Genomic DNA, 23,700 nt, shown 5'->3' on the forward strand with positions numbered 1-23,700 from the left:
TACGAGCGCACCCAGATAAAAACGTCGGCTGTATCAACTGATGCAAAAGCTTCCCACGCCTGATACAATACCATCGGACGTCGCGATGATGCGAGTCCAGCACATGCAGCGTTGGCCGATTGGTAGCTGCCGGATGGCCTCAGGTTGAAACAATTAAGTGTGTTTGGTGCAAAGGCGTCATTATTGATCGATGACGATCGACTACGCCTTGACATTTACGCCGAATGCGCGCATTCTTACCCCGAGTACCCTGCACTCAGATATATGTCAACCACTATGGCGGACATCCGTTACGACCGCATCACCTGGATCCTAAGCGCGGCGTTATTATCACTTATGCTGGTCGCGCAGCCGGTACAGGCGCAGCAGGATCGGCAAGACCCTTTCTCTAGGCAGCCAGCCGAGTCCGAGCGCGGCTCATCAATGGGCCTCCCGTCGTGGGCCGAACCCGGAACGCGTTCTGCGATCGAGCCCCCTGATAATACCCCTGACGACACGCCACCGCCGCCCGGACCACCGACTCAGCAGGTACCAATAGACGGTGGGCTCGGGTTGCTTGCTGTTGCAGGGGCTGGCTACGCCGTATCACGGTTGCGACGAAAAGACGATGAGGACGAAGACGCGACTGCCTGAATAAACCAGCAGCGCGTAAGGCGTCTGCCACGCCCGTTCCATAGGTAGTGGAGTGCAAACGAAAAGAGGCACGTGACATTTGTCGTCACGTGCCTCTCGTCGTTTACGTAGCTGTGATCGGTTGGTCAGCGGCGTTACTTAGGTTGACCAGGCAATGAGTCAGTGCCAGAAGGGTCCGGAGAGATCCTCGCAAGCGAGTCCGGCGTAGCCGTTTGCGTAGAATCCTGGGCGGCCGGAGACTGGTCGAGCGCCGTCTCGGCGACATCCACGAGAAGGAAAGCCCCAACCGTGCCGAGCCCGAAGATGAAGACAAAGGCACCGACGACGAACATTTTCGATGCCCGCTTGCTCATGGGTTTCGTGCGTGGTTCTAAGCGGTCGGAACCGTCGGTCGAATTCTGGGAGGTGGGGGGATCCTGAGACATGCGACTGTCGGGAGGGGAATAGGACGAGTGGTTCGCTTGAGACCGTCAATCAGCAGACATATACTAACGGCCGATGCATAAAACCAACGGCTGGCGTGATGGATGGATTCAGGCATCGGATGAGAGGGGCCGCAGGGGTCCGATTTCTCATTCAGCGGGCTGATTGATGCGGGTGGTGAATGGGTCTGAGTTTCCTCTATGCCGACAAGCTCGAGCATCACTCGGGTATGGCGTTCATTTCTGACGCGTTTTGGAGCTCGGTGATAATGTGTCATGAAATTTCGTTTAGGGAGGAGGGAACGCTTTGTCGCCTCAGACATTGTGAAGAATACGTTTCCGACAACAGTTTGAAAACCTATTAGCTGCGGATCGATTCTGCGAGGCCCATTTGTGTTATGGGCGCCTGCATCTTGTCTCGACTCAACTCGCGCCCTCGCGTACGTTTTTGCCTCATGATTCGGCGTGCAGTCGCGCGTTAGGTATTGGAGCATGAGGGATGCGGCAAAGCAGGGTGACGTTGTCAGATAAACCCGCAATGCGCATCATGTGCGCCGTTTGCTCTTGACAAGTTCTTGATCACGTGTTTACTTAACGCTGTTAACTCACGCATGGGAGCACCATCGAAAAACGCTCAGAATGGCGATCTGCGCCGGCTCATCCTCGACACAGCGCGCCACCTTCTCGTCCAAGATGGGTATAGCAATCTCTCGATGCGGAGGATCGCGAGCGAGATCGACTACAGCGCCACGAGCATTTATCTTTACTTTGACAACAAAGATATGCTCTTGCATGCCCTGATTGACGAGGGCATGAACCAGCTGTTTGATGCGCTATCGACGATCGCAAAGCAACACCAAAGCGCACCTATCGATCGGTTGGAAGCGCTTTGTGACGGGTTCATATCGTTTGGGTTGGACAACCCGGAGTACTACGAAATCATGTTTCAACTTCGGCCCGAGAGAATGGAGCGTTACCCGCCGGAGAAGTATCGAGAGGCCCGGCGGAACCTTGACTTTTTTCGTATGACCCTCGCCGAGGGCGCCTCCGCGGGTGTCTTCGACGTGGTTGATCCACGTGTGTGTGCTAGTTCTGTTTGGGCCTCGTTGCACGGGACCGTGTCTTTACTTCTCGCAGAACGAGTAGACGTTCGAATCGATCGTGCCGACTTTATTCAAGCCGCCATTCGACAGACGCTAAGAAGTTACACCACATCGAAGACGGCGTATCACCCCTAAGTCCCCAGTGCATGTAACTCGTCACCGTCTGACCGCATTGCTTGCCAGTTTGAGGGTTTCCCCTATCTGGCACCTATCGTGGACCTTCCACCTGATCTCTCCTTCGGCTCTATGCCTGGTCCCATCTACACCGCCCACGAATCTGCCGGACCACCCATGCTCGGCAAAACGCTTCCGCAACTGCTCTACGAAGCCTGCGAGGCGTATCAGAATCCACGAGCCCTAAATCAGCCGGAGGGAGATGGTTGGGCGCCAATGTCCCTTGATGATTTCCGCGAGCGTGCAGAATATACCGCGCTTGGCTTACTGGACGCGGGACTGAATCGCGGGGACAAAGTGGCATTCCTCCTCCACAGTGACGTGAACTTTTGCGTCTCTGACATGGGATGCCTGATCGCCGGCCTGATCGACGTTCCGGTGTATCTATCGACGGCCCCGAATCAGATGCAGTACGTCATCGATCACGCCGAGGCGAGTGCTCTCGTCGTGGCGGACGAGGAGCAGTTGTCGGTGGCTGAGGAGATTCTTCCCCAACTCCCACGGATTCACACCCTCGTTCTGTGTGAAACCGATGGTGAGAAGCCAAGCCCGTCTCTTCCGGATGACGTGTCGTTCTTTACACTCGAGGAGATTCAAGAGAAGGGGAAGACATCTACGTCGGACGTGGAGGGAGCGATTGACGACCTCCTTGATAAGGTTCATCCTCAAGATCTCGCAACGCTCATCTACACGAGTGGGACGACGGGCAAGCCGAAGGGCGTGATGCTGTCCCACGAGAACATTTCGTACAATGCGACAACGTCCATTTCCGAACTCAGTGGGTTTGAGGCCGGGCCAGATGGCGAGGTCGCGATCTCCTTCCTGCCGTTGACGCACGTCTTCGCTCGGGCACTGCAGTATGCCTACATGTATAAGGGCATCAGCGTCTACTTTTGCCATCCCGACAATCTCGTCGACGCCCTTCCGAAGGTGCAGCCGACCGCCTTTGCTTCCGTCCCTCGCGTTCTGGAGAAGGTTTACGCGGGCATCCAGAAGAAAATAATGGAGATGGAAGGGCTGCAGAAAACCATCGGCACGTGGGCGCTTGGTGTCGCACGGCAGTACCGAATGGGAGAGCATGCGTCGTTGCCATTCACGTTGAAACGCAAGCTAGCGGATGCACTCGTGTTCAGTAAGTGGCGCAAGGCTCTCGGCGGACGCGTGAAGTACATCGTCGTGGGAGGCGCCGCGCTGCAACCCGATCTCGCGAATACCCTGGCGGCCGCAGGAATTGAGACGTTGCAGGGCTACGGTCTGACGGAAACCAGTCCGGTGATTGCGTTCACTCGGCCGGAGCGCAATAAGCCGGGAACGGTTGGAGATCCTCTTCCGGGCGTCGAAGTCCGAATTGCGGACGATGGCGAAATCCTGACGCGTGGGCCCCATGTGATGCAGGGCTACTACAAAGCGGCCGAGAAGACGGAGAAGGTGATGAGTGAAGGCTGGTTTCATACGGGCGACATCGGGGAGTTCGACGGCAATTTCCTCAAGATTACCGATCGGAAGAAGGACCTCTTCAAACTCTCGACCGGCAAATACGTGATGCCACAGCCGATCGAGAATGAACTCGGGAGTCAACCGCTCGTGGACAAGGCGATTGTGATCGGGAACGGCAGAAAGTTCTGTGCGGCACTCATCTTCCCGACGGAGGATCAGGTGCGAGCGCAAGCCCGACAGCTTGGTATCGACGATTCCCAACCGTTCGAGGAGTTGTTGAAAGAACGGGCTATTGTCGATGTCTTCCAGGAGTTGGTCGACGACGCAAACGAAGGGATGGACCACTGGTCCACCGTGAAACGATTTGCCTTGATTCCGGACGAACTGACAGTCGACTCTGGCCTTCTCACACCAACGCTGAAGGTTAAGCGTCCGAAAATCCGTGACGCGTATGCTGATGAAATCGATGCACTCTACGAAGAGTCGCCATCACCGGAACGGGAAACCAAGCGGAAAGCAGTGATTGTGGCATAAAGGAAACGCGACAGCGTACTGAACACATGCTTGTGATATATCATACGATAGACGACCTGCGGCGAGAGACATGTTCTCGTACATCTCGCCGCAGCGGCTCGGATGAAAGCGGTTCCAGCCCCTGAACTTCTCTTTTTGCGACCTGCTTAACACTGTTAACCGGCCGTGCTTCCGCTCATATCGATGTGATAACACGACTCGTGTCGTTGCATTCGCCTCCCCCGCCGGCTTACGCGGTCGCCTTTTTCACCATCATAACCAACATCAAAGTATGGAAACGAAGGCTCTCGACACGCGCTCTCTACATCTTTCCGCACCAGCAACGCATCCGCCGTTTCGCACGGCTACGGTTCTCGGAGCCGGGACAATGGGTGCGCAGATCGCCGCACACCTCGCGAACGCCGGGTTGGAGGTTCATCTCCTGGACATCGCACCAGATGATGGAGACCCAAACAGCATCGTTAACAAAGGTCTGAAGGCTGCGAAAAAAGCGAGTCCCGATCCGTTTCATACGGATGATGTCGCAGACCGGATTTATACGGGTAACTTCGAAGAGAACTTCGATCGGGTTGCAGAAGCGGACTGGGTGATCGAGGTGGTGGTCGAGCATCTGCCGATCAAGCGGGATGTTCATGCTCGGATCGAAAAGCATGCTCGCGAGGACGCGGTGATCTCGACGAACACGAGCGGCCTTCCGATTCATGAAATCAGCGAGGGACGGTCCGAGGCGTACAAGCGTCGCTTCCTGGGGACGCACTTCTTCAACCCGCCGCGTTACCTGAAGCTGCTCGAGATCATTCCCACGCAGCAAACGGATTCGGAGATCGTCGAACGGGTCGCGCAGTTTGGCCGAATTCACCTCGGCAAAGGAATTGTCGTTGCGAACGATGTGCCGTACTTCATCGGGAATCGGGTCGGCATCTTCGCGCAGCTGCAGGCGATGCGATACTTCACGGAGGGCGACTACTCGATCGAAGAGGTCGATACGCTGACGGGTAAGCTGCAAGGACATCCGAAGTCGGCCACGTTCCGGACCGCGGACGTCGTCGGCTTGGACGTGTTGGTCGATGTCACGAAGAATCTCTACGAGAAGGCGGAGGAGGATGAGAGTCGGGAAGAGTTTCAGGTACCCGACGTCCTGCAAAAGCTCGTCGACAAGGATCGCAAGGGGGCAAAGAGTGGGGCAGGGTTCTATAAGAAGGTCGATGGTGAAATCAAGTCACTCGACCCGGATACCTTTGAGTACACGTCCGCCGAAGAGCAGGACCTCGGCGACATCAAGTCGATCAAGAAAGCCGGGGATCTCAAGGCTCGGCTCAATGCTCTCTACGAAGACACCGGCCGCGCCGGAACATTCTTCCGTGATACCACGCTGTCGACAATAGGATACAGCGCGCGTCGCATCGGCGAAATTACCGACAACCCGGCCGATGTGGACCGGGCGATTCGGTGGGGCTTTGGCTGGGAAATGGGGCCGTTCGAGAAATGGGATGCCCTGGGATTCGAGACGGTGCTCAACGGCATGAAGGAGCACGACGTTGAGATCCCGTCCTGGGTTGAAACGATGGCCGATGACGGTATCGACTCGTTCTATCGCGTCGAGAACGGCGAACGTCAGGTGTATCTGCCGTCGGAGGGCGGTTACGTCAGCGATCCGACGCCGAGTGACGAGCTGTCGCTCGACCGCGTCAAGGCGGAGTCGTCCAACGAAGTCTGGACGAACGGTGAGGCTGCGATGCTCGACATCGGTGATGATGTGATGCTCTTCGAGTTTCGGTCGAAGTCGAACTCGCTGGGTCGGGATGTCATGACCGGTCTCCGCGAGTGCATCGACCGTGTCGAGAACGACCCGAACGTTCGTGGTCTGGTAATCGGCAACGAAGGCAAGAACTTTTCCGTCGGGGCGAACCTCGGCGAGATGGCCATGGCCGCCTCGCAGGGAATGTACGACCAGATCGGGGAGTACATCGCCGAGTTTCAGCAGACCATTCAGAAGGTCCACTACGCCACGAAACCCGTTGTTGTCGCGACACACCAGCGTGTCCTCGGTGGGGGCTGCGAGATGACGATGGCGTGCACCCACCCGGTGTGTTCAGCGGAAACGTACATCGGTCTCGTCGAACTCGGAGTCGGCTTGATCCCGGCAGGAACGGGAACGATGCGTATGGCGGCGTACGCTGCAGAGCGCGCCCCGGACGACCACCCGAGCAACATCCAGGCGTACCTGCGCAACTACTTTGAGACGATCGCGATGGCCGAGGTGGCAGAGAGCGCGCCACAGGCGATCGAGAAAGGCTTCCTTCCGGAGCACACGAAGATCGTTATGAATGAGGATCGCCGTCTCCACGTGGCGAAGGAAGAGGTGAAGAGCCTGAGCGAACAGGGCTACACTGCGCCTCCCGTGCGAAACAAGGTCCGTGTTCTGGGTGAGAAAACGCTCGCGGCAATCAAAGTCTCGCTCCGCGGCTATCGCGAAGGCAACTTCATCAGCGAGTACGACGAATTCCTGGCTACGAAGCTGGCGTACGTGATGTGCGGAGGCGATCTGTCAAGCCCGCAGGACGTGCACGAGGATTATCTACTCGAACTCGAGCGTGAGGTCTTCCTCAGTCTGCTCGGCGAGGAGAAGACGATGGCTCGCGTGCAGCACATCCTGGAGCACAACAAGCCGCTCCGCAACTAGCACACCGCACGACGACGCTCCTGAACCCGCCATGATCGGTACCTTCGTTCGTGGCGGGCGAGGAGTCCTACCTACGATTTCTACAGAACGCGAAGACGACAACTGATGGAAGCAGATAACGCAGCATACATCGTAAGCAGCGTGCGGACTGCGGTTGGCAAGGCCGGTCGTGGAACGCTCAAAGACTATCGCCCGGAAGAGATGGGTGCACAGTCGGTCAAGGGCGCGATGGACCGCGTCAATGGTCTCGAGCCTGAGATGATCGACGACGTCATGATGGGATGCGCTTTCCCGGAAGGTCCGCAGGGCATGAACGTCGGGCGCATCATTGCCCAGAAGGCGGGTCTTCCCGATTCCGTCCCGGGCGCGACGGTCAACCGATTCTGCTCATCCGGCCTTCAGACGATTGCTATGGCCTCCCAGGCGATCGCGACCGGTACGGCCGATGTCGTGGTGGCAGGTGGCGCCGAGTCGATGAGTGCCGTTCCGATGAGTGGGTTCTTCTTTCAGCCGGATCCACAGCTGACCGAAGATGACATCGACTACTACGTGTCGATGGGCATCACAGCGGAAAACGTCGCAGACAAGTACGGCGTGTCGCGCGAAGACCAGGACGCGTTTGCGCTCCGCTCGCACGAGCGCGCTGTCGATGCGATTGAGAATGGACGGTTCGAGGACGAAATTATCCCGCTCCACGTCAAGCAGACGCACTACAACGGTGCGGACTTCGGCAAGGGAAGCACGCATACCCAGGAAACCACGTTCAACACGGACGAGGGACCGCGGCGGGATACCAGCATGGAGGCCCTCTCCGGTCTGCGACCCGCCTTTCGTCGCGGCGGCTCGGTGACGGCGGGCAACTCGTCACAGACGTCGGACGGCGGCGCTGCCTCCGTCGTTATGAGCCAGAAGATGGTCGATGATCTCGGTGTTGACCCGCTCGCTCGACTCGTCGGATTCTCCGTCGCCGGTGTTGCGCCGGAATACATGGGGATCGGACCGGTCGAAGCCATTCCGAAAGTGTTAAAGCAGACGGGCCTGTCGCTCAATGACATCGGACTGGTCGAACTCAACGAAGCCTTCGCTGCTCAGGCGCTCGCCGTGATTCGTGAGACGGGCCTCGATGAGGACATCGTCAACGTGAATGGTGGCGCAATTGCTCTTGGACACCCACTCGGGTGCACCGGTGCCAAACTCACGTCTACGCTTATCCACGAGATGATCCGACGCGACGTACGCTACGGCATTTGCACGATGTGCGTGGGAGGTGGCATGGGCGCTGCCGGGGTCATCGAGAATCTCCGGCTGTAAACATCCGTCGATTTACCCACCAACGGGTTGCCCGCACACGCGGTGCGGGTGACTCGGACGTGGACAACTAGCCTCAGCCAGTACGATCTAAAAATGTTGCAGGTCTGTAAACAATTTTCGACTAACGCTGTATACCCAGTAGGTTAACGGTGTTAAGTGGTCCATACGCTCCACCGAGGCGGTTACCTGCACCGCAGACCTCGAAATACGGAGTCCCCAAACGGCAACAACCATTAGACGAACGTACTCATGAACTTACCCTACTTCGATGCTTTCTCCAGCATGCCGACCGCCGGTGTGGTTGCCGGGGTGCTGCTGGTGCTATTCGTGCTTGGCTTCATGGGGGCTCCGCTACCAATCTGGGCTGTCGCTGGTGCGGCTGCTCTGTATGGATTTGGAGCTCCGATGTGGCTCTGGATCCCGTACCTTGTTCTCGCAGTGATCTTTAACATTCCACCCATCCGGCGCGTCGTTAGCTCTGCCGTTATGAAGCTGATGGAAGCGCTTCAATTCCTCCCGGTGATTTCGGAGACGGAGCAGACGGCGATCGATGCCGGAACGGTTTGGATGGATGCCGAACTCTTCTCCGGCAAGCCGGACTTCAAGAACACGCTGGATCAGCTCTATCCGGAGTTGTCCGACGAAGAGCAGGCATTTCTCGATGGTCCCGTCGAGGAACTCTGTGCAATGGTCGATGACTGGGACGTTCACCAGCGCGGCGACCTACCACAAGAGGCGTGGGACTACATGAAGGAAAAGGGCTTCTTCGGCCTTATCATTCCGGAGGAGTACGGAGGCCTTGGGTTCTCCGCGGAAGGACGGAGCGCCGTCGTACAGAAGCTCGGGACGCGGTCGCTTCCGCTGTCGATTACCGTAATGGTGCCCAACTCGCTGGGACCGGGCGAACTGCTTCTTCATTACGGCACGGATAAGCAGAAGGACTACTATCTGCCGCGCCTTGCCGACGGCACGGATATCCCGGCGTTTGCTCTGACGGAGCCGAATGCCGGCTCGGATGCCGGGGCGATGACGTCGCACGGCGAGGTCTTCAAGAATGAGGACGGCGAGCTGATGCTGCGCCTGAACTGGGATAAGCGGTACATTTCGCTTGCCGCAATCTCGGGTGTCCTCGGCCTCGCGTTCAAACTAGAAGACCCGAACAACTACCTCGGCAAGGGCGAGGACCTCGGTATCACCTGTGCCCTCGTACCGTCCGATGCAGAGGGCGTCAAGCTCGGTCGTCGACATGACCCGCTTGGCATCGCGTTCTACAACTGCCCGACGGAAGGAGAGAATGTGGAGCTTCCCATCGATGCTATCATCGGTGAGAAAGACGGCGCCGGGCGAGGTTGGCAGATGCTCATGGATGCGCTGTCAGCAGGCCGAGGTATTATGCTTCCCGCGCAGTCGGCCGGTGGGCTCAAGTACTTCACTCGCGTCGCGGGTGGGCATGCCGCTGTGCGTCAGCAGTTCGGTCTCTCGATTGGTAAATTCGAGGGTATTGAAGAGCCGCTGGCTCGTATCGCTGGCTTTACCTACACGCTCGAGGCGGCCCGGAAGTATACGAATGGTGCGATCGATAGCGGCGAGAAACCGTCGGTCGTGTCGGCCATCGCCAAGTACAGCTTCACGGAGCTTCAGCGGCAGGCTGTCAACGATGCGATGGACATCCTGGCCGGTAACGGCATCTCGCGCGGCCCGAAGAACCTGCTCGCGAATGCGTACATCGGTACGCCGATCAGCATCACCGTGGAGGGGGCGAACATCCTGACGCGGACGATGATGATCTTCGGACAGGGCGCCATTCGCTGTCACCCGTACGCGCTGACGGAGATTGAGGCGCTGATGGAGGGCGATGTGAAGAAGTTCGACGGTGCATTCTGGAGTCACATCGGACACGTGGTCCGCAATGGTTTCCGCGCGTTCGGGCTCAGCATCTCGCGCGGACTCCTTGCTGGTTCGCCGGTTAGCGGTCCACATTCGAAGTATTACCGCAAGCTCTCCTGGGCCTCGGCAACCTTCGCTTTCATGGCTGACCTGGCCATGGGAAGTCTCGGCGGTGCGCTCAAGCGGAAGGAGAAGATTACCGGCCGCTTTGCTGACATCCTGATCTGGATGTACCTCGCCACCGCGACGCTTGCCCGTTTCGAGAAAGAAGGTCGTCCGAAGGAACAGGAAGACTTCATGCACTGGTCGCTCCAGTACGCATTCGCGCAGATTCAGGAAGCGTTCGACGGACTGTTCGCCAATATGAAGGTGCCGGGCCTGACCTGGCTCTTCCGTGGTGTGATCGGTCCGTGGTCGCGTTTCAACACGATCGGTTCGATGCCGAGCGACCACCTCGGAGGCAAAATCGCCCAGGCCGTCCAGGAGAAGGATGGTGCCCGCGACTGGATGACGGAAGGCATCTACGTCACCAAGGAAGAGGGTGAAGCCCTTGGCGATCTCGAGATTGCCTTCGAACTCAGCCGCGAGTCCTATCACATCGGTCAGACGATTAAGGACGCCGTGCGCGCCGGTCGCCTGCCGAAGAAACGTCCGCATGCTCTCCTCGATGAGGCGCGCGAGAAAGGTATCATCTCGGACGAGGACTATGAAACCGTGCAGCGCGCAGAAGAAGCACGTAGTCGCTACATTGCGGTTGACGAGTTCGAACTTGAGGAATACCGCCAGAACCGCGATATGCCGGGTGAACCGGTGGGTCGTGGGGCCCTCGCGTCTAGCATCGCCGATGAGGTGGACCGTGATCTCACGTCCACGGATACGTCTGGCGATCCCACGCCGAACGTGCCAGGTGCAGACACCGATGCTGAAGGCGTTCGTGGCGACGGAGCGCGCGGTGACGGTGCCGCGGGTCTGGAAGCGACGGATGACGACGCGGAGGAAGCGTCGAAAGCGTAGACGCGCGAACATCATTTCTTCAACGTCACGCCCGCCCGGAGACGAAATGTTCTTCGGGCGGGCGTTTTGATAGCCACACGGAGTGAAACGTTTCGTTGCGCCGGGCAACGGTCAGACGCGAGGCAACGCAGTTTTGCGCGTGCTTTTGTTTACTGTTCATGCCCGATGATCTGATTCGACCTCGCATACACTGACGATCGACCTTCTCTAAATCAACAGATTCATGAGTGAACCTTATTCCAGCACGCTGCTCGAAGACACACATATCGTCGTTACCGGCGGAGGAACGGGTCTCGGTCGAGCGATGGCCATGCGGTGTGCCGAGCTCGGAGCGAAAGTAACCATTAATGGCCGACGGGAAGAGCCGCTTGAAAACACGGTGACGGACATCCGGGACGCAGGCGGAACAGCCGAAGGGATTTCCTGCAACGTTCGGGATGTCGACTCCGTCAACACCTTCTTTGACGAGGCAGAAGATCGTCAGGGGCCGGTGACTCATCTCGTCAACAATGCTGCTGCAAACTTCCTCGCGGCCGCGGAAGACATATCACCGAACGGCTTCGACGCCATCATCAAAACGAACCTCTATGGGTCGTTCTACTGCACGCAGGCCTGCGGCAAACGGTGGATCGAAAGGGAGGAGGAAGGTGTCGTCCTCTCGATTGCGACGACCTACGCGGAGACAGGGAGTGCGTTCGTCCTCCCAAGCGCGATGTCAAAGGCGGGGATTGTTGCGATGACGCGATCGCTCGCGGCCGAATGGGGGGCGGCAAACATTCGGTTGAATGCCATCGCGCCCGGTCCCTTTCCGACGGAGGGTGCGTGGGAGCGCCTTGTGCCCGGAACGGACATGGAGGAGCAGATGAAGCAACGTATTCCGCTGCGGCGTTTCGGTGAACCAGAGGAGCTCGCCAACCTCGTCGTTTTCATGCTGAGCGATCTGGCGAGCTATATGAACGGCGAACTCGTTACCTTCGACGGAGGCGAGGTGCTAACTGCCGGTGGCCAGTTCAACGATTTCACGCGGATGTCCCGCGATACGGTAAAATCGATGATGGAGATGATGAAGCCGAAAAAGTAGTCGCTGAGCGTCATTAGGCTCAACCATTTTGCGACAGGACAGGAGGCAGGTGCCGGAAAGGCATCTGCCTTTTGTCGTTTCATGACGATCATTGCGTACTCCTAGCCCCGACTCAAACCGGTTACCGTTAGCAGCCAATTCCGATGAGTGATAACAAATGCTGTGTGATAATTGAGGTGTAGAGAATGCGTATAAATGTGAATTCGACCTCGGAGGTGTGCTGCGTGTGTCTAAACCGTTGATGTTGCGCCGAGGGCGTGTTAGATTTCTGTGAACCACATTGGCAGATCATCCCCCCGTAGCATATGCCATTAAGCGTAGAATTATTTACCGGTGCCGTCCACGATGTCGAGCGGACGCAATACGAGATTCTCGGTGGCCTGAAAACCGCGCGCGATGCCTTCTCAGATAACCGAATCTATCCTCATCTCGGACAGCTCGTTAAATTCTATCGGGCGATTACGACGATGCTCGAAACGAGCGAACAGATGCGATCCCAACGAAACGGCACGCTATCGGGTGTCGACTGGGACGACATGGAACTGACGTATGAATGGCCGCAACTGGACGGAGATGACATGTCGGTGGTCGCAGACCTAATCGAATGGGCACTCCCCTACGTTCAAGACACACTCAATGAGGGGAAGTCCGTGTTTGAATTCGTAGATGAGCAACTGGAGGTGGAGACCGTCGGCATTGTCCCGTCCTATCTAAAGGAGGGCTACCTTATGGTGCCGGATCGGACCGACCACGAGTTTCGGGTTTTTCGCTACACGATGTCCATCGTGCACGACGAGGGAGAGAAGGCGCGCATGCTACGGACGACGCTGTGCCGGTCTGTGTCCTGCGAAGACGTAGAGCCGCATCCGAGCACCATCAAGCTGGAACTGGTGAAGGAGCGTCGAGACCTGCCGAATCCCGCAACGTACTTCTTCGATAGTGGGGTGCCGTTTCCCTATGAGGAAACGATGTTGCCGGTCGTAAAGCGACGTCTGCTCCGTCACCTGACGCGCGAAACCGGTCGCGCGTAGTGCGGCGCGAAAGTCGAATGCGGGCGCGAAACCGTAGTGCGACACGACGGTCACGATGCCCCTGTCACGACGGACCGTGCGCTATGCATGGTCTCTTCGGCTGCGGCAACACCTGACTGCATCGCGTCACCGACGGAAATGCCAGAGCGATAGTTTCCAGCGAAATGGAGCCCAGGATGGCGCGTCTCGAGACGATCGAGAACAGCCTTGACGTGCCCGTGCTGCAGCGTGTACTGCGGGATGGCTCGTTGCCACTGGATGTGCCGAGTGAACGATGGTGCGCCCCGGATGCCGAGCAGCTCGTCCAGGTCTTGCAGAACCGTTGATCGAAGTTCTGCTGTCTCTTCCATCCCTAGCTTCGGGTGGCGTGCGCCGCCCGCAAAGGTTGTGAGCAACACCTGACCCTCGGGCGCCCGGTTTGGGAATAAGGTGGACGAGAAGAGGCAGCCGAGAAGTGAGTAATCATCTTCGACTTTCGGGACAAGCATCCCGAAGCCGTCGAGTGGGTGGTCAATGTCGCTGCGGTCAAAGCCCATCGCTAGGACGCTCACTGGCGGGTATGGAACGCGCTCGAGTGGCGCGAGATCGATCTCCGACGTGAGATCGATCCCAGGCAGTCGGTGCAGGGGGATGGTGCTAATTACGGCGTCAAAGAACCGCATCTCGGTTGCTCCGTCCGGCTCGCGGGTTGCAACGTGCCAGCGCCGGTCGTCGAGGCGAAGTGAAGTCACGGGCGTGTTGACATGCACACAATCGCCCAGGGCCTGTGTGAGAGCGCGAGGTAGCGTCTCAAGCCCATTCCGAAACGAGTAGATGGAGCGAGACCGGTTGCCTCCGTCGGACCGATTTCGGAATGCATGGATCAATCCGCGAAACAGCGAGCCATGCTCCTTCTCCATCTGGTGCAGGCGAGAGAAGGCGTGGGCGACGGAGAGGTCCGCCGGATCCCCGGCGAAAATGCCCCCAACAAACGGGTCGACTGCATAATCGAGAATCTCCCGACCGAGTCGCCGTCGTACGAAAGACGCGACGGTTTCATTCTCCTGAGCGTTGCCCGAACGAACGAACGGTTCCATGAGCAGGCGCAATTTACCGCGTGTACTCAGGAGAGATGTCGTCAAAAATGACAACGGCGAAGAGGGAAGGGGTTCGGGCTTGCCGTGTTTGACCACATATCGTTTTCGAGCAGACGCTGAAGCCTCGACAATCTCCTCCGTCAGATTGAGATCGCGAATGATCTCCGGGAGCAAGTCGTTCGTGTCGCGGAGCGAGTTGGGGCCGTGTTCAACGAGATACCCGTCGATGGATTCGCTACGGATCATTCCGCCCGTAGCGCTCGTCGCTTCGAGAACCGTGACCGGAATGCCTGCCTGTTTTAGATGATAGGCTGCGGTCAAGCCGGAGATACCTGCACCGATGATGCCGACAGACATAGAGGCAGACTGATTTAGATCAGAGAAGCGAAGAGATACATGATGCCCGACGTGATGGCAACGTCGAGAGGTCGGTCCTGTTCACCGTGAAATGAATCAAAAAAGGTCGGATCTCACGTGACTTACAGGGGCCCAAGACAGGGAAAATACGAAACCAGGATAGGGCTTATTCGGTAAATAACTGAGTGCGAACCTGAAAATAAGGCCCAAAGAGGTTGTACGATGGCAACAAAAGCAATGAACGAGAGCTGGCGCCGTGTCCGCGATCAGATCAAAGCGATCTGGGATGACGCGGAGTTTGACGACAAAGAAATGAAACGTGCGCGCGGCGAAATGCACAAGATCGTGGGTCTGATCCACGACAAGACGGGAGAATCGCCGGAGGAGATTCGCCGTAAGATGAGCGCGATCTTGTAGGGCCATATGGTCCGCACCGCCGGCCCGAGTAGAGGTCTCCGTTTTCGTTCAACCGCTGCTCACGTCCGGTTTAGATATCCAGCAGCATCCGGCGCCGCCTGTCCCCCATGGGATGGGGCGGCGTCGTCCGTTTTGGATGACTTCGGGCATCCCCACATGTGTTTCGTCAGCTCAAAAAAGCGAGCGTAGAGGCGAAGATACGATGCAATTTGCGGAGACTCCGTCGTTTTGAGGTTTCGTTTGGAGACGGCGCAAACTACGTTGAAGTCCCTTCGCTTCCCTGTGTCCTTATCTTCGATCTGTATGTCCTCGCCGATCACGTCCATTGGCTCTAGCGCCGATCCTGAAAGCGCTTCCTATCAGAAACGAGCGGCCCACTACGAGGCGCTCCTCAAAGAGCTTCGAGATCGCGAAGCAGAAATCCGGAAAGGAGGTGGCGAACGTCGCCTGCAGCGCGAGCACGACCGTGGCAAGCTGACCGCCCGGGAGCGCATCGATGCGCTGGTCGACGATCCAGATGCGTTCAAAGAGGTTGGCGTATTTGCCGGCGACGGCATGTACGAAGAGGAGGGAGGATGCCCGGCCGGCGGGACGGTGATGGGCCTTGGCCACGTCAACGGTCGCCGTGCCATGATCGTCGCCAACGACGCCACGGTGAAGGCAGGTGCGTGGTTTCCGATCACGGCAAAGAAAAACCTCCGTGCGCAGGAGATCGCGCTAGAGAACCACGTCCCGATCATCTACCTGGTTGACTCTGCAGGTGTTTTCCTGCCGAAACAGGATGAGATCTTCCCCGACAAAGACCACTTCGGCCGCATCTTCCGCAACAACGCGATCCTGTCCAGTCGCGGCATTCCGCAGATCGCGGCGATCATGGGGAGCTGCGTTGCAGGGGGAGCGTACCTTCCGATCATGAGCGATGAGGCCATCATCGTGAATGGTACGGGGTCGGTCTTCCTCGCTGGGCCGTTTCTTGTGAAAGCCGCGATCGGGGAAGATGTCGATGCTGAGACGCTCGGAGGCGCGACCACGCACTCGGAAATCTCCGGAGTGACGGACTATGAGGCGGATGACGACGAAGAGGCGATCGAGATCATTCGCAATCTGATGGGGCACATGGGACCGGAGCACCGGTTCGGATACACGCGGGACGAGCCCCAGGCACCGGCCTTCGATCCGGAGGATATCTACGGGTTGTTTCCCGACCAGGGGACATCGCAGTATGACATGCACGAGATCCTTGCGCGTATTGTAGACGAGGACTCGTGGACGGAATACAAGAAAGGGTATGGACGCTCGCTGCTGACGGGTTACGCACGGATCGACGGTTGGAATGTCGGAATCGTCGCCAACCAGCGGTCCGTTGTTCGAAATCGAACGTCTCACGAGAACCGGGGTGAGATTCAGGTAGGTGGCGTGATTTACGCCGATGCAGCAGATAAGGCCACGCGCTTTATCATGAACTGCAACCAGAAGGAGATTCCGCTGGTCTTTTTCCAGGATGTGACCGGCTTCATGGTTGGGAAGCGCGCCGAGCATGGTGGCATCATCAAGGACGGCGCAAAGATGGTGAATGCCGTATCCAACTCTACTGTCCCGAAGTTCACCGTCGTAATGGGCAATTCCTACGGCGCCGGCAACTACGCCATGTGCGGTCGTGCGTACGATCCACGGATGATGCTGGCATGGCCCACAGCCAAGATCGCCGTGATGGGCGGGACGCAGGCGTCCAAGGTCTTGAAGCAGATCCAGGTTCGTAAGCTCGAGAAGCAGGGCAAAGAGCTATCCGCTGAAGACGAGAAGGAGCTGCTCGATAGGATCCAAGATCGGTACGAGGAGCAGACGACGCCATACTACGCGGCGGCCCGTCTCTGGGTGGACGCGATCATCGATCCGGTGAAAACGCGGGAGTGGATCTCTGCCGGAATCGACACCGCAGACCTCAACCCGGAACTACCCAAATTCAATGCGGGCGTCATTCAAACCTGATGGCCCGCGGGATAAAAATGGTAGCAGTACAGAAACGGCTCGTCCATCGTTCGGCGAGCCGTTTTTCTGTCCCGGAGACACCTTGCTCGGTCGAGTGGTTCGTACTACGTGCGCGTTTTCGCACGAGCCGTTGCGATTGCCCCGTAACTCTGACGACCGTTGTGGCGTACGATGCGCGAGCAGTTCCCTAACAAGCGCCGAAGATGCCATGCCCTCAGAATCTTCCCGCATGCGTGATCGAATCGCGCAATTCTTTCGTCGAGGACGCAGCCGCGTTGAGTCCCGTGCATCCTCTGTACGGAATCGAGTGGCTGAACTGGACGCGGCCGACGTGCGACGCCGTCTGGAAGCGATGGATACCGACACGGTTCGCGAACAGCTGAATCGAATCGACCCCGGGTTTTTGTCGAAAGGGGCCGACCAGATGACAGACGCCGATATCGATCGCGTCATTCGCGAGGCGGATGACGTGGAGGCGTCCTTCGATCGGTCAGGGGCGCTCGGTCGTCTTCTCGACGATGGACGGTTGCTGCTGAACCTGGTTCGCGATGCGCGAACAGGGCGATACCGAAAGCTGCCGAGGTGGTCGCTCAGTGCGGCTGTATTCACGCTGCTCTACGTGCTCAATCCGATGGACCTCATCCCCGACGTGATTCCGGGCATCGGCGCGCTGGATGATGCAGCGGTCGTCTCTCTGTGCCTGATCATGATGGAGCAGGATTTGCTTGCATATCGGTCGTGGCGGCGGAAAATGATTTCGAATGGAAATCGTCCTGCAGAAGACACAGACGTAACCACGGGATAAAAACCGGGGCAGCCCGAGCTGGTTAAGGCGAAAAAGCCGCAACGATCAGCATAGCTTCGGGCCGGCGGCTGTATTTCTTCACTTCGGGTGCTATGATTTATTTGCAGGACGGACTTCTGCGTGCGTTGTACTGACGATAATTTCATCGCGAAGTGTGAGCCGGTGACGAGAACATGGGCGATTGAGTCAAAATCTCGACCGAATGCTTTCGCATTGCCGCCGTAAGAGGAACTCCCCAGGAGAGCTGCCGTCACGTTTCCTGCATTTCAGATCCATTGTTCGGGACTGCACTGGATCCTAACCCTCAAGTAGTCCTACACGCTTGACCGATTCTACATTTCGATGGACGACGCTGCACGACAGACATACGCAGAAGAAGTACTTAACAGCATTACGCATGGGATCGGTCTCGTGCTCAGCGCAGCCGGATTGGCGGTGCTCGTCGTGCTTTCCACATTGTTCGGCGACGTCTGGCACGTTGTGAGTAGCGCCATTTTCGGCAGTACGCTTGTCTTTCTGTACGGGGCGTCGACGCTGTACCATAGCGCGCGGACCCGGCGCATGAAGCGCATCCTCCGGATCGTCGACCATATCGCCATTTTTCTGCTCATTGCCGGCACGTACACGCCGTTCACGATGGGTTTGATGCGCGACGGTTGGGGGTGGATGTTGCTCTCGATCGTGTGGGGACTTGCCGTGATCGGCCTGCTGTTTAAACTATTCTCGCAGCACCGATTCCACTGGGCGGCCACCTCCATTTACCTTCTAATGGGCTGGATAAGCGTCTTTTTTATGGAGCCGATGGCGGCGGCCATTCCGTTTGGTGGCCTGATGCTACTCGTGGCGGGCGGCGTTGCGTACACCGCCGGCGTCGTTTTTTATGGTTGGCACTCGCTTCCGTATAGCCACGCCATCTGGCACGTCTTCGTACTGGCGGGAAGCATTTTCCATTATCTCGCCGTGGCATTCTACGTTCTGCCGTAACCCGTCCGATTCGGAGCCGGACCCTTCGCGGTTAAGGTACTGAGACATTTCGAGATTATAGGAAAGCCATCTGGCCATCGCGACTGGATGGCTTTTTGATGGAAGTCGCTCAAATATCATATCGACCGAGCTCCGTTCCGAGTTCAGTCGCCGGAAAAATCTCCTGTGCAGCGCGGAGGTCGTCCACCTTATCTCCATCGGGCAGGTGAACCAGGATGAGACGCTTCGCCCCTGCCTTTTTTGCCGCTTCAGCAGCTTGAACAGCAGAGGAATGGCCTTCCGTCTCACCGGTCGCTTCATGCACCAGCAGGTCGGCGTCGCGGCCCAGTTCAACCACAGCCTCACACGGCTCCGTATCGCATGAGTACGCGATCACTCGCCCCGAGGGGACATGTTCAAAACGAACGCCGATATTGTCGATTCCGTGGTCGACGGGCCTGGACGTCACCTTCCACGTCGGGTCATGCCACATGACCGCCTCCGGCTTGTAGTCAACTTCTCGGATGTCGATGCTCGGCGTGTCCCACTCTTCTGTGATCTGGGAAAACGCCTCCCAGCTTCTCTCGACCTGGGCAAGAGCGGCTGGAATACCGAGTACGGGAATCTCCGTGTGGTGACCGTGGAGCCACAGTCGTTCGATGAACAGGGGGAAGCCACTACAGTGGTCCGGGTGGGCGTGCGTCACGATGAGTCCGGCCACGTTCTGTACGGAGGCCCCGGCTTCCCGGAGCCGCTGCAACGCGTCTCCGCCGCAGTCGACCATCAGCGTGGACCGTTCTTCGGTCGTTTCATCGGTGACGGCAAGCATCGTAGCGGTGCGGTGCGGGTCGCTGACGGCGGCGCCTGTGCCGAGAAGGTAGAGGATGGGCATAATCGGACGGGTTCACGTGATGATTGCAGGACGAGGTTGGGCGCTTGATGGCGCCGCATGGCTCGGGGAGATGTGGCCGGCCTTATTGCAGCGTTTCCAAACAACGAATGAGCCTAAATAAAAACACCCGCTCTCTAGAACAGAGAACGGGTGGGCGTGCGGTTTATCCGCGAGACTAGCGTCAGCGTTTGCGCCGGATGGTGTACTCGGTCAGGCCGATCAGTGCGTCGCGCGAGGGTGAGGACGAACTGGCAGAGAGCGCCTGTCGCGCTTCATTTGCGAGGCCTTCCATTCGTCGCCGTGCGTAATCGAGACCGCCGTGATCTGCGACGAACGTTCCGACCTCTCGGAGATCGGACCGGCTCTTTTCATCCTTCTTGATGATTTTCATGATGCGCTTTCGATCTCGTGAACTTGCTTCACGAAGAGCGACGATGACGGGAAGCGTCAGCTTTTTCTCCTGCAGGTCAATGCCGATCGGTTTCCCGGCGTCCTGCATGCTAAAGTCGAAGAGGTCATCTCGAATCTGGAAGGCAAGGCCCAGTTTCTCGCCGAAGATCCGCATGCGCTCGACGTCCTCCTCATCATCGGTGGCGCTGAGCGCACCTGCCTTTGTGCAGGCGGCGATGAGCGAAGCGGTCTTGTCGGAAATGATGCGAAAGTATGTCTCCTCGTCAATATCGAGAAACCGCGACTTCTCGATTTGTAGCAGCTCACCTTCGCTCATGCGACGCACCGCATCCGACAGCGTGTGCAGCATGTCGTAGTCGTTGTGGTCGAGCGAAAGCAGCAGGCCGCGGCTGAGAAGGAAGTCGCCGAGGAGAACCCCAATTTTGTTCTTCCACAGTGCGTTGATCGAGAACATCCCCCGTCGCGTCTCCGCGTCGTCGACGACATCATCGTGGACGAGCGTTGCAGTGTGAAGGAGTTCGACAAGGGCAGCGGCCCGATAGCTCGTCTCGGTCACATCGCCGAACTGCTTGGCCGAGAGCAAAACGAGAACCGGGCGGATGCGCTTGCCCTTCTGACGGAGCACGTACTGCGTGATTTTGTCCAGCAGCATGTGATCCGATCGCATTGACTCCCGGAAGTAATCCCGGAAATGGTCGAGCTCGGACGCGACCGGCTCGCGGATCGCGTCCAGGGACGTCGGAATCGCGCGGTCCGCGACGGCGAGTTCTGGAGACGGGCCGGACGAGGAGTCTCCGGAGCCCTCGGTCAGTGCCTCATTGGGTGGGGAGGGAAGACCGTCGGGCGTACCGTCACCACGCTGTAAGTACTGGGACGCGTCGGGCATCGCGTATTTTCAGTCATCATTGAAAGATTCGGAGCCTGTAACGGCACCAGCCCCCAAAAGTTTGGCTACCGCGGAAATAATCCGAACCGGTCGTGAGTTGTGCCTACGAAGAAGAGGCGAGGCAGGAAATTGTCAGCCCTTTCTTGTTTTTCTGCCACACAACCGGCATCCATTCCTGGGTTACGACGACGTGGTGCCGCGTTGACGAAGCAGCCACAAGAAGAAGGGGACACCACAAAGAGCCGTAAGAATGCCGACAGGAAGTTCTTGAGCGGGCAGGAGGGTTCGGGCGGCGAGGTCTGCCCACACCATGAAGAGCCCCCCAGTCAGAAAGCTTGCCGGTACGAGCGTGCGGTGCGTGACGCCGGCGACCATGCGTACGGCGTGCGGGATGATGAGCCCGACAAAGCCGATCGCACCAGACGTGGATACGAGGACGCCGGTCACAAGGGCTGCAAGAACGAGGAGTCCCCGCTTTAGCGACTCGACCGGGACGCCAAGGTGGTACGCTGGTTCTTCTCCCATGAGCATCGCGTCAAGGGGACGAGCGAGCGCAGTCAGAAGGATGGCTCCGACAACAGAAACGACTGCTGCGCCGGGAATGAGCGCCCACCGTGCACCGCTAAAGGATCCGAGAAGCCAGAACAAGACGGCTCGAAGCGCATCGGGCTCCGGGGAGGAGAAGGTGATAAAGGAGGTGATCGACGAGGTGAGGGCTGACATGGCGACGCCTGCAAGAAGGAGGCGGGCGACCGATACACGCGATTCGGTCCGCGCGACCAGGTACACGATGACAATCGTAGCAAGTCCGCCGGCGAAGGCAGCGACTGGCATCGAGAGCGTTTTCGAGATCACCGGGGGAAGGAAGCCCAAGTAGAACAGAGATGCCCCGGCTGTAGCGCCTCCGGAGATGCCAAGGATGTAGGGCTCCGCGAGCGGGTTGCGAACAAGCGTTTGCATCGCAACGCCGATAATCGAAAGTCCTCCGCCGACAAGCATCGCGAGCACCACGCGTGGCATTCGCAAATCCCAGATGATTCGGTCGATCGTGGCTGGCGGGGCTGCATCCGCGACGCCGAGTCGCGACGCGATCACACGGACAACGTCCAGTAGGGCAATGTCCGTGCTTCCGATTGCTACGCCGCAGGCCACCGTCACAGCAACGGAGACGACGAGGACGAGACCGATGAGCCACTTCCGGATCATGGGTAGCGGGACGGGAGGTGAGGTCGGCGGGGTTCGTTATTACTGCGTGTTTCGGCGTGAGCGAACGATTCGGTCGGAATGTATAATCTGTGCCAAACGCCGTGTACCCTGAACGAGACGTGGCCCGGGCCGAAAAATCAGATCGCCGGATATGCTATATACCTGCCCGTTCCGTACCGCAGGGAGTGCATCGAACGCTGGATGGTGGTCAAGCAAGGTCTCTGGCATGGGCGCGTCGCCAAACGCACCGACAATAACGTCCGGTTCAGCCGTCAGGACGAATTCCTCGCTGAGCGTCGGAGCGCTTGCATCCATGTCCGCAGTGATGCTCTGACCTCCGGCTGCATCGACCAGCGTGTGAACGTAGCTGTCTTTCCCAAAGGAGTAGAGGACGTCACTTCCAGCGAGAACGAGAACGCGGGGCCGATCCGATGCCGTTCGGATCGTTTTTGCACGTTCCCGTCGGATGTCTCCGAATGCCGAGGCCAGTGCGTCAGCAGAGTCCGTCGCCACCCGGGAGGTACCGGCCAGCGTTCCGAGCACTCTGATCCCCTCGAACACACTCTCCACGGTCGGGAAGGAGAAGTAATAGACGGGAATGTCGAGTGCGTCGAATGTCTCAGCATCTCGCGTGGCATTCACCTGTGTTGTTGCGAGAACGAGATCCGGTTGTAGCGAGACGACCGACTCGAAGTCGACCGGCAGCACACTGACGTGCGGAAGCGAGTCGACGGCTGGTGGAAAGTTATCAGAGGGGCCGACCGCGACCACTTGTTCACCCGCCCCGGCTGCAAACGCCATCTCCGTGAGGTTCGGTGCGAGGGGAAGGAGGCGCCGGGTCGGTGGGGAATACGTCACCGAACGATCAAGATCATCCGTGACGACGTGGGTGGAGTCAGATGCTTGATTATCTGGTGGCGCGGCCTCGTTTCCACAGCCTGACACGACGCAAAGGAAAAGAAGGGCGGTCGCGACGATTCGTGTAAATGGTGCTGAAGGGGAAGACGACGTAATCAAAATGGACGGACGAAGTATCTGCAGGGACATTTGAAAGACAGGGATCATCCGACATTCTTTTCGGGCTCGACCGGACGAGTCGAGGTCGTGTTCGATGACTCATATTAGGTAGAAAGTCTCCAAACAAGAAAGATGAGTGGTCAAACTTTCCACGTCATGTCGATTAACTCAGGTGAAATCGACGGCTCATTACACTTTGGCGGGTCGCGAGCTTGGTTTTCTCTTCCGCGCTAATGTAGTTTCTACCACATGAGCAATTTGCTACTCCTTCGATACGAGAGTCCAACCTCCGGAGGAGTGTCTCTAATCTCGGACCGGCACCTGTACACAGCTACGCCGTCGCCGTTCGTTTTCGTCACGCTCGTCGAAGG

At 58.0% G+C, this 23,700-nt stretch carries 17 protein-coding genes and 1 pseudogene; 12 read left to right on the forward strand and 6 right to left on the reverse strand.

The genetic code is table 11. From position 1 onward, the window contains the following. The first annotated feature begins 423 nt into the window (after positions 1-423). Complete coding sequence (locus CRI94_RS18150; RefSeq protein ID WP_425437377.1) at positions 424-633, forward strand: PID-CTERM protein-sorting domain-containing protein; 210 nt, start codon at positions 424-426, stop codon at positions 631-633. A 134-nt stretch (positions 634-767) separates the two neighbouring features. Here the strand turns inward: CRI94_RS18150 and CRI94_RS08235 are convergent, their stop codons facing one another. Next, positions 768-986 carry a hypothetical protein gene (locus tag CRI94_RS08235; protein ID WP_143815343.1) on the reverse strand — a complete coding sequence of 73 codons (219 nt, stop codon included), beginning with the start codon at positions 984-986 and terminating at the stop codon, positions 768-770. A gap of 680 nt (positions 987-1,666) precedes the next feature. Between CRI94_RS08235 and CRI94_RS08245 the strand changes: the two genes are divergently transcribed. The 7 genes from CRI94_RS08245 (at position 1,667) to CRI94_RS08275 (ending at position 13,310) form a co-directional block, all read left to right on the forward strand. Continuing rightward, positions 1,667-2,293 (forward strand): TetR/AcrR family transcriptional regulator, encoded by a 627-nt coding sequence (locus CRI94_RS08245; RefSeq protein WP_098075190.1) that lies wholly within the window; start codon positions 1,667-1,669, stop codon positions 2,291-2,293. Positions 2,294-2,404: 111 nt separating this feature from the next. Next, positions 2,405-4,303: an AMP-dependent synthetase/ligase gene (locus CRI94_RS08250; protein ID WP_098075191.1), complete on the forward strand. Its 1,899-nt coding sequence runs from the start codon at positions 2,405-2,407 to the stop codon at positions 4,301-4,303. A 271-nt stretch (positions 4,304-4,574) separates the two neighbouring features. Continuing rightward, on the forward strand, positions 4,575-6,986 hold the full coding sequence (locus CRI94_RS08255; protein ID WP_098075192.1) for a 3-hydroxyacyl-CoA dehydrogenase/enoyl-CoA hydratase family protein: 2,412 nt from the start codon (positions 4,575-4,577) through the stop codon (positions 6,984-6,986). Between the two features lie 105 nt (positions 6,987-7,091). Beyond that, positions 7,092-8,297 carry a thiolase family protein gene (locus tag CRI94_RS08260; protein ID WP_098075193.1) on the forward strand — a complete coding sequence of 402 codons (1,206 nt, stop codon included), beginning with the start codon at positions 7,092-7,094 and terminating at the stop codon, positions 8,295-8,297. A 249-nt stretch (positions 8,298-8,546) separates the two neighbouring features. Next, positions 8,547-11,198 (forward strand): acyl-CoA dehydrogenase, encoded by a 2,652-nt coding sequence (locus CRI94_RS08265; RefSeq protein WP_098075194.1) that lies wholly within the window; start codon positions 8,547-8,549, stop codon positions 11,196-11,198. 223 nt (positions 11,199-11,421) lie between these two features. Then, the gene (locus tag CRI94_RS08270; protein WP_098075195.1) at positions 11,422-12,279 is read left to right on the forward strand and encodes an SDR family oxidoreductase; all 858 of its coding nucleotides are present in this window, start codon (positions 11,422-11,424) and stop codon (positions 12,277-12,279) included. 305 nt (positions 12,280-12,584) lie between these two features. After that, positions 12,585-13,310, forward strand: coding sequence for a hypothetical protein (locus CRI94_RS08275; protein ID WP_098075196.1), 726 nt, complete (start codon positions 12,585-12,587; stop codon positions 13,308-13,310). 50 nt (positions 13,311-13,360) lie between these two features. On the opposite strand, the pseudogene hemG reads toward CRI94_RS08275, so the two are convergent. Continuing rightward, positions 13,361-14,761 (reverse strand): annotated as a pseudogene (gene hemG / locus CRI94_RS08280) (protoporphyrinogen oxidase); the annotation flags it as partial. A 204-nt stretch (positions 14,762-14,965) separates the two neighbouring features. Between hemG and CRI94_RS08285 the strand changes: the two are divergent. The 4 genes from CRI94_RS08285 (at position 14,966) to trhA (ending at position 18,938) form a co-directional block, all read left to right on the forward strand. Then, positions 14,966-15,160: a general stress protein CsbD gene (locus tag CRI94_RS08285; RefSeq protein ID WP_098075198.1), complete on the forward strand. Its 195-nt coding sequence runs from the start codon at positions 14,966-14,968 to the stop codon at positions 15,158-15,160. A 303-nt stretch (positions 15,161-15,463) separates the two neighbouring features. Next, the gene (locus CRI94_RS08290; protein ID WP_098075199.1) at positions 15,464-17,149 is read left to right on the forward strand and encodes an acyl-CoA carboxylase subunit beta; all 1,686 of its coding nucleotides are present in this window, start codon (positions 15,464-15,466) and stop codon (positions 17,147-17,149) included. 307 nt (positions 17,150-17,456) lie between these two features. Continuing rightward, a complete protein-coding gene (locus tag CRI94_RS17665; protein WP_179862214.1) occupies positions 17,457-17,954 on the forward strand; it encodes a YkvA family protein in 498 nt (165 codons plus the stop codon). A gap of 342 nt (positions 17,955-18,296) precedes the next feature. Then, positions 18,297-18,938: a PAQR family membrane homeostasis protein TrhA gene (gene trhA / locus CRI94_RS08300; protein ID WP_098075201.1), complete on the forward strand. Its 642-nt coding sequence runs from the start codon at positions 18,297-18,299 to the stop codon at positions 18,936-18,938. 109 nt (positions 18,939-19,047) lie between these two features. On the opposite strand, the gene CRI94_RS08305 is transcribed toward trhA, so the two are convergent. The 4 genes from CRI94_RS08305 to CRI94_RS08320 all read right to left on the reverse strand — a co-directional run bounded on the left by CRI94_RS08305 (position 19,048) and on the right by CRI94_RS08320 (position 23,170). After that, on the reverse strand, positions 19,048-19,809 hold the full coding sequence (locus tag CRI94_RS08305) for an MBL fold metallo-hydrolase (protein ID WP_098075202.1): 762 nt from the start codon (positions 19,807-19,809) through the stop codon (positions 19,048-19,050). 181 nt (positions 19,810-19,990) lie between these two features. Next, the gene (locus tag CRI94_RS08310; RefSeq protein ID WP_098075203.1) at positions 19,991-21,106 is read right to left on the reverse strand and encodes a polyprenyl synthetase family protein; all 1,116 of its coding nucleotides are present in this window, start codon (positions 21,104-21,106) and stop codon (positions 19,991-19,993) included. Positions 21,107-21,286: 180 nt separating this feature from the next. Beyond that, on the reverse strand, positions 21,287-22,312 hold the full coding sequence (locus tag CRI94_RS08315; protein WP_098075204.1) for a FecCD family ABC transporter permease: 1,026 nt from the start codon (positions 22,310-22,312) through the stop codon (positions 21,287-21,289). A gap of 39 nt (positions 22,313-22,351) precedes the next feature. Beyond that, a complete protein-coding gene (locus CRI94_RS08320) occupies positions 22,352-23,170 on the reverse strand; it encodes an ABC transporter substrate-binding protein (protein WP_179862215.1) in 819 nt (272 codons plus the stop codon). Positions 23,171-23,700: the final 530 nt, after the last annotated feature.

It is taken from the genome of Longibacter salinarum, from assembly GCF_002554795.1.
In the GTDB taxonomy this organism is placed as follows: Bacteria; Bacteroidota; Rhodothermia; order Rhodothermales; family Salinibacteraceae; genus Longibacter; species Longibacter salinarum.